The organism is Streptomyces lasiicapitis (assembly GCF_014646335.1).
Lineage (GTDB): Bacteria > Actinomycetota > Actinomycetes > Streptomycetales > Streptomycetaceae > Streptomyces > Streptomyces lasiicapitis.
In genome coordinates this window covers 401955-416266 of the sequence record NZ_BMNG01000012.1, presented here as the reverse complement: position 1 = coordinate 416266, position 14312 = coordinate 401955, and the positions used below count along the sequence as shown (strand labels likewise).

At 73.4% G+C, this 14312-nt stretch carries 11 protein-coding genes; 5 read left to right on the top strand and 6 right to left on the bottom strand.

Translation table 11 applies throughout. The features are described 5' to 3' along the window. The 3 genes from IEY91_RS27295 to IEY91_RS27285 all read right to left on the bottom strand — a co-directional run. Nucleotides 1–1258 (bottom strand): AAA family ATPase (locus IEY91_RS27295; protein ID WP_189176008.1); only part of this gene is annotated, 1258 nt, incomplete at its 3' end. A 48-nt stretch (nt 1259–1306) separates the two neighbouring features. Then, complete coding sequence (locus IEY91_RS27290) at nt 1307–2230, bottom strand: NADP-dependent oxidoreductase (protein WP_306309915.1); 924 nt, start codon at nt 2228–2230, stop codon at nt 1307–1309. Then, nucleotides 2227–3225: a zinc-binding dehydrogenase gene (locus IEY91_RS27285; protein WP_189176007.1), complete on the bottom strand. Its 999-nt coding sequence runs from the start codon at nt 3223–3225 to the stop codon at nt 2227–2229. The genes IEY91_RS27290 and IEY91_RS27285 overlap by 4 nt, the downstream gene beginning before the upstream one ends. A gap of 220 nt (nt 3226–3445) precedes the next feature. Between IEY91_RS27285 and IEY91_RS27280 the strand changes: the two genes are divergently transcribed. Beyond that, a complete protein-coding gene (locus IEY91_RS27280) occupies nt 3446–4852 on the top strand; it encodes an MFS transporter (RefSeq protein ID WP_189176006.1) in 1407 nt (468 codons plus the stop codon). Nucleotides 4853–4872: 20 nt separating this feature from the next. On the opposite strand, the gene IEY91_RS27275 is transcribed toward IEY91_RS27280, so the two are convergent. From IEY91_RS27275 to hmgA, 3 genes are read right to left on the bottom strand one after another with little or no spacing between them, the layout of a single operon-like run. Further along, complete coding sequence (locus IEY91_RS27275; protein ID WP_189176005.1) at nt 4873–6072, bottom strand: type ISP restriction/modification enzyme; 1200 nt, start codon at nt 6070–6072, stop codon at nt 4873–4875. A gap of 25 nt (nt 6073–6097) precedes the next feature. Further along, nucleotides 6098–6847: a GntR family transcriptional regulator gene (locus IEY91_RS27270; RefSeq protein ID WP_164326212.1), complete on the bottom strand. Its 750-nt coding sequence runs from the start codon at nt 6845–6847 to the stop codon at nt 6098–6100. 53 nt (nt 6848–6900) lie between these two features. Beyond that, the gene (gene hmgA, locus IEY91_RS27265; protein WP_189176004.1) at nt 6901–8229 is read right to left on the bottom strand and encodes a homogentisate 1,2-dioxygenase; all 1329 of its coding nucleotides are present in this window, start codon (nt 8227–8229) and stop codon (nt 6901–6903) included. A 103-nt stretch (nt 8230–8332) separates the two neighbouring features. Here hmgA and IEY91_RS27260 point away from each other — a divergent pair, with 103 nt between their 5' ends. From IEY91_RS27260 to IEY91_RS27245, 4 genes are all read left to right on the top strand, one after another. Next, complete coding sequence (locus IEY91_RS27260; protein ID WP_229697250.1) at nt 8333–9004, top strand: TetR/AcrR family transcriptional regulator; 672 nt, start codon at nt 8333–8335, stop codon at nt 9002–9004. Nucleotides 9005–9076: 72 nt separating this feature from the next. Next, nucleotides 9077–11338 (top strand): molybdopterin oxidoreductase family protein, encoded by a 2262-nt coding sequence (locus IEY91_RS27255; RefSeq protein ID WP_189176003.1) that lies wholly within the window; start codon nt 9077–9079, stop codon nt 11336–11338. A 136-nt stretch (nt 11339–11474) separates the two neighbouring features. Next, on the top strand, nt 11475–12914 hold the full coding sequence (locus IEY91_RS27250) for a CitMHS family transporter (RefSeq protein ID WP_189176002.1): 1440 nt from the start codon (nt 11475–11477) through the stop codon (nt 12912–12914). 40 nt (nt 12915–12954) lie between these two features. Next, entirely contained in the window at nt 12955–14262 is a 1308-nt protein-coding gene (locus IEY91_RS27245; protein WP_189176001.1) for an MFS transporter, read from the top strand. The last annotated feature ends 50 nt before the right edge of the window (nt 14263–14312 follow it).

Genomic DNA, 14312 nt, shown 5'->3' with positions numbered 1-14312 from the left:
CTCGACGGCGGGCGCGGGGCGGGCCGCCGGGGGTGAGCTGGGCCGCCCAGTCGCGGGCGACGGCCTCGGCCGCGTATCCGCCGCGGGCGCGGGCGTGGCGGGCGGTCTCCTCCAGGGTGGCGGCCACGTACTCGTCCGGGGCGGTGCTGGCCGCGGCGAGCTGCCAGGCGCGGCGGTCCGCGCCGCCCACACGCGGCAGCGCTTCCGCGAGTGCGCGGTGCGCCGCTACGCGGGAGGCCAGCGGGGCCGAGCGGTAGGCGGCGGCGCGGATCAGGGGGTGGCGGAACGTCAGCTTCCCCGCCTCCAGGGCCAACAGGTGGCGGCGTTCCGCCGGTTCGAGGTCGGCCACGGTCGCGCCCAGCGTGGCCGCCGCGGTCGTCGTCGCTGCCAGGTCGCCGGTGCCCTCCGCCGCCGCCACGAGCAGCAGCGTGCGGGTTGCCTCCGGCAGGGCTGCTATGCGGTCGGTGAACGTCTGCTGGACGCGGGAGTGGCTGGACGGGGGCGGTGTGTACGAGCCGCTGTGGGTCGTGAGGTGGCCCTCGCGTTGGGCCGCGGGCAGTTCGCGCAGCGCGAGGGGGTTGCCGCGGGACTCGGTGAGGATATGGCGGTGTACGTATGGGGGGAGGTCGCCGGCGTGTTCGGCGAGGAGGTGGGCGGCGGCCGCGTCGTCTATGCCCGTCAGGCGCAGCTCCGGCAGGCCGGGGGCCGGGAACCTCGGCGCGTGCGGTTCGCGGACCGCGAAGAGGAGGACCACGCCTTCGGCGGCCAGGCGGCGGGCCGCGAAGAGAAGGGCCTGGGCGGAGGGCTGGTCCAGCCAGTGGGCGTCGTCCAGGACGCACAACAGGGGCTGGGTCTCGGCCAGTTCGGCCAGGAGGGTCAGGAGGGCCAGGCCGGTGAGGAAGGGGTCGGTGTTGCGGCCGCCGTCGCTGGGCCCGCCCTCGCTTGTGCTGCCGGGCAGGCCCAGTGCCGTACGGAGGGCTGCCGCCTGCGGGGCGGGCAGGGCTGCGATCCGGTCGGTCTCCCTGTGCAGGAGCAGGTGCAGGGCCGCGAAGGGGAGTTCGCTCTCCGCCTCCATGCCGGTGGTGCGGAGCACCTTGAAGTGCTGGGCCTCGGCGGTTTTCGCTGTCTCCGTGAGCAGGGCCGACTTGCCGATGCCCGCCTCGCCCCGCAGCACCAAGGCGGTGCTTTCGCCCTGCTGGGCGGCGCGGGTGAGGTGGGCTTCCAGCTGGGTCAGTTCTCTGGTGCGGCCTCGGAGCATGGTTCTTCCAAGCCGCCGCTCCGCAGTGGATATTCCCCGCCCCCGGCCTCACCCCGCCACGGTGAGGATCACCTTCCCCCTCCCGTGCCCCGACTCCACCTCGCGGTGGGCCGATGCGGCCTGCTCCAGGGGGTACGTGGCGCGGACGTGGAGCCGGAGGAGGCCCTTGGCGTAGAGGTCCGTGGCCTCGGCGAGGCGTTGTGCGGTGCGGGTGCCGCGGAGCAGGGGGAGGCCCAGGCGTTCGGCCTCCTCGTCGTCGACCATCGTCATGACGCGGGAGCGGTCCTTGGCCACCTCCACCGACGCGCGCAGCGCCTCCGCGCCCGCCGCGTCCAGGGCCGCGTCGACGCCCTCGGGGGCGATCGCCCGGACCCGCTCCGCCAGGCCCTCGCCGTACGTCACCGGGATCGCGCCCAACTCCCGCAGGTGGTCGTGGTTGCGAGGGCTCGCCGTGCCGATGACCGTCGTGGCGCCCCACGCTCTGGCGAGCTGCACGGACAACGTGCCCAGGCCGCCCGCCGCGCCGTTGATCAGCACCGTGTCCCCGGGCCCCACCCGCAGTGCGTTGAGCGCCATGTGCGCGCCCTGCGCGTTGCCGGAGAAGCCGCCCGCGACCGTGAAGTCCATCGCGTCGGGCTTGGCGACGATCTGGTCGGCGCCGACCACCACGTACTCGGCGTACGCGCCCAGGAGCGAGAAGCCGAGGACTCCCTCGCCGGGCGCGAACTCCGTGACCCCCGCGCCCACCGCGTCCACCGTCCCCGCGAACTCATTGCCCGGCACGATCGGGAACTCCGTCCCCGGCGGCCGCATCAACCCCCGCCGGATCCCGATGTCGAACGGCATCACGCCCGCCGCGCGCACCCGCACCCGCACCTGCCCCGGTCCCGGCTCCGGGACTTCGCGCTCCAGCGGGCGCAGCACCTCGGCGTCGCCGTACTCCCTCAGGGCCATCGCACGCATCTTCTTCATGACGCCACCTCCGCGTTGATCAGGACCACCTTGCCCACCGTTCCGCGCGTGACCAGCGCCTCGTGCGCCGCGGCAGCGTCCCGCAGCGGGAACGCCGTCACCGCCGGCACCAGCGTGCCGCTCGCCGCCTCGGCCAGCGCCCGCTCCTGGAGGGCGCGCAGGCCGCCCGGCAGCCGCACGATCCGTGGGCCGAGCGCGTGCGTGAGCGACAGGACCTTTTCGTGCAGGTCCTTCGACGTGAACTCGGTGGGTGTGCCCGACGACCAGCCGTAGACGACGAACTGGCCGCCGTGGGACAGGAGTTCCAGCGCGGCACGGCCCGCGGTGCCGCCGACGCTGTCGAATGCCACGTTCACCTCCCGTCCGTCGAGGGCCGCTCGCACCTCGTCCGCCCAGTGGGGGCGGTCGTAGTCGACGGCGACGTCCGCGCCGAGGGCGCGGGACCGCTCCACCTTGTCCGGGCCGCCCGCCGCGGCCACGACGGTCGCGCCCAGATTCTTCGCCGCCTGCACCAGGAGCGTGCCGATGCCGCCCGCCGCCGCGGTCACCAGGACCACGTCGTCCGGTGCGGGCGCCGCCACGTCCAGGACGCCGAGTGCCATCCGGCCGGTGCCGACCATCGCGATCGCGGCTTCGTACGAAAGGGAGTCGGGCAGCGCGAACAGGGCCTCCGCCTCGCGGACGGCCAGTTCGGCGTAGCCCGCGTTGATCAGGCCGAGATGGGCGACGACGCGGCGTCCGAGCCACTCGTCATCAACCCCGGGGCCCAGCCGCTCCACGACTCCGGCGACCTCGCGGCCCGGGGTGAGCGGCAGATCCGGCAGCGCGAAGGGCAGCTCGTCGGCCGCGCCGCGCTGCAGGGCGGTGTCGAGGAGGTGGACTCCCGCGGCCCGTACGGCGATACGGACCTGGCCGGGTCCCGGCTCGGGGTCGGGGACCTCTTCGTAGCGGAGCTGTTCGGGACCGCCGAAGGCGTGGATGCGGATGGCGCGCATGGGGTGGTCGTCCTTACCTGTTCGTGGACTGGAGCGAACGTTCTATCCAGTCGAAGTCGAAGTCGTTCGTGTCGACGTCCAGGACGTTAGGCGGGGTGGGAGCACGGTCGCCTCTGTCGCGTGACTGGGGTGCGACCGGTGTGACCCGCACGCCGGTCACGTCACACCCCAGTCGTACGACAGAGGCGGTGGACCGCGCCCCGTTCCTAGCGTCGACGGCATGACACGGCACACCCCGGAAACCCCCGAAAGCACCCGCAATCCGCCACCCGATGACGGCGACACCCCGCGCACCCGCTGGACACCCGTCGCCGTGATGGCCCTCGCCCTGCTGATGGTCACCCTGGAGATCAGCCTGACCGCGGTGACGCTGCCCGCCATCGGCGACGACCTGGACATCGGCTCCTCCACCGCCCAGTGGGTCCTGCTCGCCTACGCGCTGCCCACCGCCGCGCTCGCGATCCCCGCCGGACGCTGGAGCGACCGCGTGGACCTGCGCGCCCTGTTCCTCCTCGCGGTGCCCGCGATCGGCCTGACCAGCGTGCTCGCGGCCGTCGCCGCCAACCTGCCGGTACTGCTCGCGGCCCGCGTGCTGCAGGGCGTGGCGGGGGCGCTGGTCGGGGCGCTCTACCTGCCGGTGGTCGCCGCGTGCGTGCGGCCCGAGCAGCGGGGGCGGGCCATGGGCCTCGTCGCCACGATCATGCCGATCGGGTCGATGGGCGGCTCGTCGCTGGGCGGCGTGGTGGTCGACGCCTACGGTTGGCGGCCGGTGTTCCTGCTCAAGATCCCGGTGCTGCTCGTCGTGTTCTGGCTGGGTGCGCGGCTGATACCGCGCAACGGCAAGGGTCTGGCGGCGCCCGGCCGTTCGCTCGTCGGCGACGGGGTGGTGCTCGGCGTGACCGTGACCGCGCTGCTGCTTGCCTTCGACCGGATCGACGCGGGCGCGCCCGTCGCCGCGACGCTCCTCGGACTGGCGGCCGTCGGGGGCGGGGCGTGGTGGGCGCGGCTCGGCACGGCGCGGCCCGTGCTCGACCTGCTGCGCCGCCGCGAGGTGGGCCTGCCCGTCCTCTCCCTCTTCCTCAGCGGCACGTTCGTGGGCCTGTCCTACTTCCTGCTGCCGTTCTACGTGGCCGACGTGCTGGACGCCGGGGCGTCCCTGACGGGCGTGGCGATGGTCTTCTTCATCGGCGCGGTCGCGGTGACGGCGCCGGTGAGCGGGACGCTCGCCGACCGGCTGCCGCCGCGGCTCGTGGGGGCGGTGGGGGCCGCGCTGTGCGGCGCCGGAGTGCTGAGCATGCTCACCCTCGGGCCCGACGCGGGCCTCTGGGACATCGGCTGGCGCCTCGCCGTGGCCGGCGTCGGCCAGGCCCTGTTCGGTACGCCCGTCAACGCCGGGATCCTCGCGGCGGCGCCCGCGCACCTCATCGGCACGACGGGCGGCGTCGGCACCACCTCACGCACGCTGGCGTTCACGGTGGGCCCGGCGATCGCCGCGCTGGCGTACGGGATCGGGGGCGGGGGAGAGACCGGCTTCCGCACGGGCGTCGCGGTGTTGGCGACCCTCCAGGCCCTGAGCCTCCTTGCGCTGCTGCCCGGGAGCGGCAATGCGGTCCGGAAGGCGGGCTAGAGCACGGTCCAGAAGTCGTGCTACAGCAGGGCGAACTGGCCCTCAGGGCCCTCCTCGTGGTGGTCGAGTACGGACGCGGGGCGCCGGGCCCACTCCGGGACCGGAAGCACCCCGGCCGCCCGCAGCTCCGCTGGGGTGAGCAACCCGTCGCCCTCCGCCAACGAGAACGGTGGCTCCTCGGCGAGCAGCGCCAACACCGTGATCAGTTCGAGGAGTTCGGACGTCCACGCCTGAGGCCAAGCAGCCGGGCGAATCGCGTCCAGGGACCCCGGCTCGGCCTCCGCGACGCGCCGCCCGAACCACAGCTCAAGGACTCGCACCCCGCTGACCCGGAAGTCCCAGGCCCCCGCGGGCACCGGCGAGATGACTCCGCCGTCGCCCACGAACAGGACCTCCTCGTCGGCGTCGTACGCCAGTTCACCGGGCCGCGCGGGCAGCGGCGCCCGTACGTAGGGCCGCCGCCCGCCCGGCATCCGCGGCCGCTCACCGTCCGCCCCGCGCGACTGCAGCCACCGCAGCCGCCGCCCGGCCGCCACGCCCCGCGCCCACACCCGGCCGTCGGCGGGCACCGGCACCACGCACCCCGCGGAAGAGGCCCGCGCGGCGGCCAGGACCCACGCGAGCACGTCCTCGGCGGCGACCTCGGCTCCGTACGACCGCGTGAGAAACGGCAACAGGCCGGGCGCAAGGTTGGGTTCGGCCCCGCCGGGCCGCCGGAACAGCGGGCGGATCCGGCCCGGACGCCCCGCGGGCGAACGGCCGTCGGGGAGCACCGCGGACGCGAGGACCGCGGGCCCCGCGCCGGCGTCGGCGACGTACCCCTGCTCGACGAGGAAGAGCTGCCCGCCGCCGAGGACGCGCCACAACTCGGGCCGGGCCACGTCGATGAGCCGGTGGTCGGGGATCAGCCACTGCTCGTCGAAGGGGCCGTGCAGCACGCGGACGGGCTCGGGGCACGGCCCGGCCTCGCGCGCGAGACGGACGGTGGCGACGTCATGGCCCGGCAACTGCGCGACGGCGGTGTGCAGGGTCCGGGACCGCGTGGGCCGCAGCAGCGCCTCGCGAGCGTCCGCGTCGGCGCGCACGAACGCGTTCCAGCGGGCCTTCAGGGACGCGGCGTCCGGCGCCATCGGCCACCCGCGCCCGGGCCTGAGCGGCGCGACGGACCACGGCATGAGATCCGCGAGCAGCGGCGCTTCGTCGTGCGTCACGCCCGGCATCGTACGACGGCCCCAGGCCCCGTCATCAGGTCGCGTCCAGCGTGACCGTGAACGAGAACCGGTCCCCGCGGTAGTGGATCCGGGCCACGTCGAGCGCCCGCCCCTGCTCGTCGTACGTGATCCCCGTGTAGTGCAGGATCGGGCTCAGCAGCGGCACTTGGAGGAGGCGGGCGGTCTCCGGGTCGGCGAGGCGGGCCTCGACGGTGTCGGTGATGCGGGAGATGGCGACGCCCACCACGTCCCGCAGCACCTTCGTCATCGGCCAGCGCTCCAGGTCGGCGGGGTCGACGCGGGCGGCGAGGTCGGGACGGATGTGGTTGCGGGCGTGGTTGGTGGGCTCGCCGGTCTCGGTGTCGCCGCGCAGCCGGTGGTACGTCGCCACGTGGTCCACGTCCGGGAAGTACTCGGCGAGCTCGGCGGGCACCGGCTCCTGCCCGTGGGACAGGAGCTTGGTGTCCATGCCGGACTGCTGCGCCACGATGGCGTCCACCGAACCGAGCAGCCGCACGGGCGAACCGCGCTGCGCCGCCGGCTCGATGAACGTGCCGCGCCGCCGGTGCCGGGTGATCAGGCCCTCGTCCTCAAGCTCCTTGAGGGCCTGCCGCATGGTCAGCACACTGACGCCGTAGTGCCCCGCCAGCTGCTCCTCCGTGGGCAGGCGCAGCGGGGCGTCCGGCGCCCGGCCGAGTATCGAGGCCCGCAGTGACTGCGAGACCTGATACCAGAGCGGCAGCTTTCGGTTCAGGACGATCGAGTCCGGTGCGAAAGCGGTCACGTGGAACCCCGTAACTTCCGTGAGGACGCGGACAGCGGCCGGAAGTGGTCGTGCTACGGCCGGAAATGACGCTCCAGACCCTGCCACACGTCATCGTAGGCGCGCTGCAGGTGGTCGGCCGTCGCCGCCTGCCCGGTGGCCGTGACCGGCCAGCGGGTCTCGAACATGAAGGCAAGCCCGTCGTCGATCTTCTGCGGCTTCAGCTCGGCCGCGCTGGCCCGCTCGAAGGTCTCGCGGTCGGGTCCGTGCGCCGACATCATGTTGTGCAGCGAGCCGCCGCCCGGCACGAATCCTTCAGCCTTGGCGTCGTACGCGCCCTCGATGAGGCCCATGTACTCGCTCATCACGTTCCGGTGGAAGTACGGCGGCCGGAAGGTGTTCTCGCCCACCAGCCAGCGCGGTGCGAACACGACGAAGTCGACGCCCGCGAGGCCCGGGGTGTCCGACGGCGAGGTGAGCACCGTGAAGATCGACGGGTCCGGGTGGTCGTACGAGATGGTGCCGATGACGTTGAAACGGCGCAGGTCGTACACGTACGGGACGTGGTTGCCGTGCCAGGCGACGACGTCCAGCGGGGAGTGGCCGTAGGTGGCCGACCAGAGGTTGCCGCAGAACTTGTTGACCACCTGGACCGGGCCCTCGACGTCCTCGTACGCCGCCACCGGAGCCTTGAAGTCCCGGGCGTTCGCGAGGCCGTTGGCGCCGATGGGGCCGAGGTCGGGGAGCTGGAAGGGCGCGCCGTAGTTCTCGCAGACGTACCCGCGCGCGCTCTCGTCGAGCAGCTCCACGCGGAAGCGGATGCCGCGCGGGATCAGGGCGACATGGCCGGGCTCGGCGTGCAGCAGGCCCAGTTCGGTGCGCAGCAGGAGGCCGCCGTGCTCGGGGACGATGAGGAGCTCGCCGTCGGCGTCGCTGAACACGCGGTCCGTCATGGAGGAGTTGGCGTGGTAGAGGTGCACCGCCATGCCCGTGCGCTGGGTGGCGTCGCCGTTGCCTCCGAGCGTCCACAGGCCCGCGAGCCAGTCCGTGCCGGGCGCGGGGTCCGGCAGGGGGTTCCAGCGCAGCCGGTTGGGGTCGGGGACGGTCTCGGTGAAGGGGGCCGTGCGGATCGCGCCGTTGTCGATCCGCGTGAAGGCCGGGTGCGCGGCCGAGGGGCGGATGCGGTACAGCCAGGAGCGGCGGTTGTGGGCGCGCGGCTCGGTGAACGCGCTGCCGCTGAGCTGCTCCGCGTAAAGACCGAGGGGGGCGCGCTGGGGCGAGTTGCGGCCGTGCGGCAGGGCGCCTGCCACGGCCTCCGAGCTGTGTTCGTTGCCGAAGCCGGTGAGGTGGCTCAGTCCCTCGGCGGTCTTGCGTGCGTCGTCCCTCGGGTGGTCCCCGCTCATGACAGCTCCTCGGCTCATCTGATTCCTATGGAACACCGTAGGATTCGCGATTTCCTCGCGCAAGAGGATCGATCACATGGGAACGGTGCTCTACTCTCCCGGGATGGCCGAACGGCGTGCTTCCGAGTCCCCGTCCGTACCCCCGCGGGCGCCCGAGCCCGCGCCCCGGTCCGCACCCGCCGCCCTGCGCCGCGCCCCCGTCCAGCGCCGCAGCGCCGAGCGCCTCACCCGCATCCTCGACTCCTGCGCCGACCTCCTCGACGAGACGGGCTACGAGAGCCTGACCACCCGCCTCGTCGCGGAGCGCGCGGGCGTCCCCATCGGCTCCGTCTACCGCTTCTTCGGCAACAAGCGGGCCCTGGTCGACGCCCTTGCCCAGCGCAACCTGGAGCGCTATGCCGAACGGGTCACCCACCGGCTCGCGGCGGCCGGTCCGGCCGGCTGGCGCACCGCCCTCGACGTGGTGCTTGACGAGTACCTCGTGATGAAGCGCACCGCCCCCGGCTTCTCCCTGGTCGACTTCGGCACCCAGATCCCCGTCGGCGACCCCGGGGCCGCCCCCAACCACCGCGTCGCCGACCGCCTCACCGACCTGCTCTCCGCCTACCTCGACCGCACGCCCGACCCGGCCCTGCGGCGCACGTTCCTGGTCGCCGTCGAGACCGCCGACGCGCTGTTCCGGCTCGCCTTCCGCGTCGACCCGGGCGGGGACGAGGCGGTCATCGCGGAGGTGCGGGTGCTGCTGCGGGCGTATCTGGCGTCCACCTTGGACTGAGTCTCGCCAGCATGCATACCGGTCGGTATGCTCAACTCGTCGTGCGCCGCCGCTGCCGCTCTGGAGGCCCCCATGCCCCGCACCGCCCTGCGCGTCTGCCCCCTCTGCGAAGCCACCTGCGGACTCACCCTCACTGTCGACGGCACCCGGGTCACCGGGGCGCGCGGGGACAAGGACGACGTTTTCAGTCGCGGCTTCATCTGCCCGAAAGGCGCCTCCTTCGGGGCGGCCGACGGCGACCCCGACCGGCTGACGCGACCCCTCGTACGGAAGAACGGGACGCTGGAGGAGGCCAGTTGGGAGGAGGCGTTCGACGCCGTCGCGGCGGGCATCCGGCCGGTCGTCGAGCAGTACGGGCCGCACGCCGTCGGCGTCGTGCTCGGCAACCCCAACGTGCACACCATGGCGGGCGCCCTCTACCCGCCCCTGCTGCTCGCCGGGCTCGGCACCCGCAGCCTGTTCACCGCGGGCACCGTCGACCAGATGCCCAAGCACGTCTCCAGCGGGCTGCTCTTCGGTGACGCGTTCGCCATCCCCGTGCCGGACCTGGACCGCACGGACCATCTGCTGATGCTGGGCGCCAACCCCCTGGATTCCAACGGGAGTCTGTGCACCGCGCCCGACTTCCCCGGCCGCCTGAAGGCGCTGCGCGCCCGGGGCGGCACGCTCACCGTCGTCGACCCGCGCCGCACCCGCACCGCCAAGCTGGCCGACCGGCACGTGCCGATCCGGCCCGGCACGGACGCGCTGCTGCTCGCGGCGATGGTCCAGGTCCTGTTCGCGGACGGCCTCGTGACGCTGGGCGCGCTCGACGAGCAGGTGACGGGGGTCGAGCAAGTCGCCGACGCCGTACGGAACTTCACTCCCGAAGCCGTCGCCGCGGCCTGCGACGTGCCCGCCGCCACGATCCGCGAGCTTGCCCACGAGCTGGCCGCGGCGCCCACCGCCGCCGTGTACGGACGCGTCGGCGCGAGCACGGTGGCGTTCGGCACCCTCACCTGCTGGCTGGTCGACGTACTGAACGTCCTCACCGGCAATCTCGACCGGCCCGGCGGCGCGATGTTCCCGCTCGCCGCGACGGACAAGGAGCCGCGGCCCGCGGGGCCCGGCAAGGGCTTCGCGCTGGGGCGCTGGCGCAGCCGGGCGAGCGGGCACCCGGAGGCGAAGGGCGAGCTGCCGATCGCGGCGCTCGCGGAGGAGATCGACACTCTGCCCCGCGCGGACGACGGCGGTCTCGGTACGAGCCCCGTCCGCGCCCTCGTCTGCGTCGCCGCCAACCCCGTCCTCTCCACCCCCGACGGCGACCGCCTCGACAAGGCCCTGTCCTCCCTGGACTTCATGGTCAGCGTGGATCCGTACCTGAACGAGACGTCGCGCCACGCGCACGTCGTGCTGCCGCCGCCCCCGCCCTCCCAGAGCGCCCACCACGACTTCGCCTTCAACGGCTTCGCCGTACGCAACCAGGTCCGCTACAACCGCCCGGCCGTCCCCCTGGAGGACGGCCGGATGCCGGAGACCGAGATCCTGGCCCGGCTCGTGCTCGCCGCCATCGGCATGCACGGCGCGGAACCGGACGCCGTCGACGCCCTGGCGATCGACCGCACGCTCGGCAAGGCCGTCGCCGACCCGTGCACGCGCGTGCACGGCCGCGACCCCAAGGAACTCGCGGCGGCCCTGACCGGGGACAACGGCCCCGAGCGGCGCCTGGACATGATGCTGCGGCTCGGCCCGTACGGCGACGGATTCGGCGCCGACCCCGACGGGCTCAGCCTCCAGCGCCTCCTCGACCACCCGCACGGCATCGACCTCGGGCCCCTCGCCCCGCGCATCCCGCAGCTCCTCAAGACCCGCAGCGGACGCGTCGAGCTGCTGCCGGAACCGATCGTCGAAGACCTGCCGCGCCTGGCCGCCGCCCTGGACGCGGACCCGACCGCCGGACTCGTCCTCGTGGGCCGCCGCCATCTGCGCTCCAACAACAGCTGGATGCACAACGTCCCCGCCCTCATGGGCGGCTCCAACCGCTGCACCCTGCACGTCCACCCGGACGACGCGGCCCGGCTAGGCCTCGACGACGGACAGCACGCGCGCGTGAGCGCCGCCGGCGGTGAGATCGCCGTGCCCGTCGAGATCACCGACGCCGTACGCCCGGGGGTCGTCAGCCTGCCGCACGGCTGGGGCCACGACCGGCCCGGCACCCGCCTCAGCGTGGCCGCCGCCGACCCGGGCGCGAACGTCAACCAGCTCCTGGACGGCACGCTCCTCGACCCGCTCTCCGGCACCGCCGTCCTCAACGGCTTCGAGGTGTCGCTCGCCCCGCTGCCCGCAGCCCCGTAGCACAAACCCGCTGACCTGGAGTTTTGCGCTTATTGCTCGCATGTCAACGTCTTGTTAACGCTTGATAGCCGGTCCTACGGTCATCCGAACCCGCCAGACCTGGTGGTAGTTCGATGGTGAACGATAGGTAGCCCCCATGCTGACAATCCTCGGATTCGTCATGATCGCCACCTTCCTGGTGCTGATCATGATGAAGAAGATGTCGCCGATCGCGGCGCTGGTGCTCATCCCCGCGTTGTTCTGCGTCTTCGTAGGAAAGGGCGCCCACCTCGGGGACTACGTCCTCGACGGCGTCGGCAATCTGGCGCCCACCGCCGCGATGCTCATGTTCGCCATCGTGTACTTCGGCGTCATGATCGATGTCGGCCTCTTCGACCCGATCGTCCGCGGCATCCTGCGCTTCTGCAAGGCGGACCCGATGCGGATCGTGGTCGGCACGGCGGTGCTCGCCGCGATCGTCTCGCTGGACGGCGACGGCTCCACCACCTTCATGATCACCGTCTCGGCGATGTATCCGCTGTACAAGCGCCTGAAGATGAGCCTCGTCGTGATGACGGGTGTCGCGGCCACCGCCAACGGCGTGATGAACACGCTGCCTTGGGGCGGCCCCACGGCCCGCGCGGCCACCGCGCTCAAGGTCGACGCCGCCGACATCTTCGTCCCCATGATCCCGGCGCTCGCCTGCGGGCTCGTGGCCGTCTTCATCCTGTCGTACGCACTGGGGCTGCGGGAGCGCAGGCGGCTCGGGGTGCTTTCGCTGGACGAGGTCCTGACCAAGGAGACGGAGACGGCCGACGAGACGGTCCTCGTCGGAGCCGGGGGCGGTACGCAGGGACGTACACCGCGGACGAGCCTCACGAAGAACACCTCCGGGGGAGCCGGGTCCGGCACCGACGCCGAGGAGTCCGCCGAGGAACCCGATGACGACGACGGCTTCCAGGGCCTCGACCCCAACCGCGCCACCCTGCGCCCCAAGCTCTACTGGTTCAACGCGGCGCTCACCGTCCTGCTCCTCACCGCCATGATCATGGAGTGGCTGCCGATCCCGGTCCTGTTCCTGCTCGGCGCGGCCCTCGCCCTCACGGTCAACTTCCCGCACATGCCCGACCAGAAGGCCCGCATCGCCGCCCACGCCGAGAACGTACTCAACGTCACCGGCATGGTCTTCGCCGCCGCCGTCTTCACCGGCGTCCTCACCGGCACCGGCATGGTCGACTCCATGGCCGACTGGCTCGTCGGCACCATCCCCGACGGCATGGGCGGCCAAATGGGCCTGGTCACCGGCCTCCTTTCGATCCCGCTCACCTACTTCATGTCCAACGACGGCTTCTACTTCGGCGTCCTGCCGGTCCTCGCCGAAGCGGGCCAGGCCCACGGCGTCTCGTCCCTGGAGATCGCCCGCGCCTCCATCGCCGGCCAGGCCCTGCACATGTCGAGCCCGCTGGTGCCCGCCGTGTACGTCCTCGTGGGCATGGCCAAGGTCGAGTTCGGCGACCACACCCGGTTCACCGTCAAATGGGCCGTGCTCACCTCGCTGGTGGTGCTCGGCGCCGGAATCCTCTTCGGCATCATCTGATGCGGGAACGAGGCCGCTTGCTGCGAGGCGGGATCGCCTGATGCGGCGTGGACGCGGCGGCGGGCCCCGGCCGACCGGCCGGGGCTGGCTGCTGCGCCTCGTCATCGCCTTCAGCTTCGCGCAGGGCGCGGTGTCGATGGCGCGCCCCGCCGTCTCGTACCGGGCCCTGTCCCTCGGCGCCGACGAACGCGCGATCGGCGTCATCGCGGGCGTGTACGCGCTGCTCCCGCTCTTCGCCGCCGTGCCGCTCGGCCGCCGCACCGACCACGGCCGGTGCGCGCCGCTGCTGCCCGTCGGCGTCGCGCTCATCGCGGGCGGCTGCGCGCTCAGCGGCACCGCGACGTCCCTCACCGCGCTCGCCGCGTGGAGCGGCGTGATGGGCCTCGGTCACCTCTGCTTCGTCATCGGCGCCCAGTCGATCGTGGCCCGCCAGTCCGCCCCCGCCGAACAGGACCGCAACTTCGGCCACTTCACCATCGGCGCGTCCCTCGGCCAGCTCGTCGGCCCCGTCGCCGCGGGCGCCCTCATCGGCCCCGACATGGACCGCAGCAGCGCGGTCGCCCTCGTGACGTCGTCGGTCGTCGCCGCGGCGGCGGTCGCTTCGCTGTGGCGGATCGAGTACGTCGGCCGGGGAGCGGGAGACGGCGGTGTGGCGCGCCCCGGCCGAGCGGGGCGGCGCAAGGCGCGGGCTGCCGGGCCCCCGGCCCCGGCGGAGCGGGCCGCCAAGGTGCCCGTGCTCGGGATCCTGCGCGCGCGGGGCGTGCCCGCGGGCATCTTCATCAGCCTCGCCGTGCTCTCCGCGACGGACATCCTCACCGCGTACCTGCCCGTCGTCGGCGAGCACCGGGGGATCGCGCCCGCGACCGTCGGGGTGCTCCTGAGCCTGCGCGCGGGCGCCACGATCGCCTGCCGTCTGGTGATGACGCCACTGCTGCGAGCCCTTGGCCGGCGGGCGCTCATCGCCGTCACGTGTCTGCTGGGCGGGCTGCTGTGCGCCGGGGTCGCGCTGCCGGTGCCCGTGTGGGCGCTCGCCGTCATGCTCGTGCTCCTCGGCTTCTGCCTCGGCGTCGGCCAGCCGCTGTCCATGACGACGGTGGTCCAGGCGGCCCCGGACCGGGCGCGGTCCACGGCGCTGGCCCTCCGGCTCACCGGGAACCGGCTCGGCCAGGTCGCCGCGCCCGCCGGGGCCGGGGCGATCGCCGGGGTCGCGGGGGTGGGGGCGCCCTTCGTGATGCTGGGACTGCTGCTCCTGGCGGCGGCGGGCCTGGGCCTGCGGCGCGACGCCCCCAAGAGCACACCCTCCACGCCCTCCCCGTCCGCCGGGACCGCTCTGGTGGAGAAAAACTAACGGCGCTAGTTTGGGTGCGCACGGCAGCAGCCATGAGGCAGGCGATGGGG

Coding starts and splice junctions, on each gene's coding strand:
- IEY91_RS27290 (WP_306309915.1), bottom strand. CDS start 2,230: ATGAAGAAGATGCGTGCGATGGCCCTGAGGGAGTACGGCGACGCCGAG.
- IEY91_RS27260 (WP_229697250.1), top strand. CDS start 8,333: ATGGCCGAACGGCGTGCTTCCGAGTCCCCGTCCGTACCCCCGCGGGCG.
- IEY91_RS27245 (WP_189176001.1), top strand. CDS start 12,955: ATGCGGCGTGGACGCGGCGGCGGGCCCCGGCCGACCGGCCGGGGCTGG.
- hmgA (WP_189176004.1), bottom strand. CDS start 8,229: ATGAGCGGGGACCACCCGAGGGACGACGCACGCAAGACCGCCGAGGGA.
- IEY91_RS27285 (WP_189176007.1), bottom strand. CDS start 3,225: ATGCGCGCCATCCGCATCCACGCCTTCGGCGGTCCCGAACAGCTCCGC.
- IEY91_RS27280 (WP_189176006.1), top strand. CDS start 3,446: ATGACACGGCACACCCCGGAAACCCCCGAAAGCACCCGCAATCCGCCA.
- IEY91_RS27255 (WP_189176003.1), top strand. CDS start 9,077: ATGCCCCGCACCGCCCTGCGCGTCTGCCCCCTCTGCGAAGCCACCTGC.
- IEY91_RS27250 (WP_189176002.1), top strand. CDS start 11,475: ATGCTGACAATCCTCGGATTCGTCATGATCGCCACCTTCCTGGTGCTG.
- IEY91_RS27275 (WP_189176005.1), bottom strand. CDS start 6,072: ATGCCGGGCGTGACGCACGACGAAGCGCCGCTGCTCGCGGATCTCATG.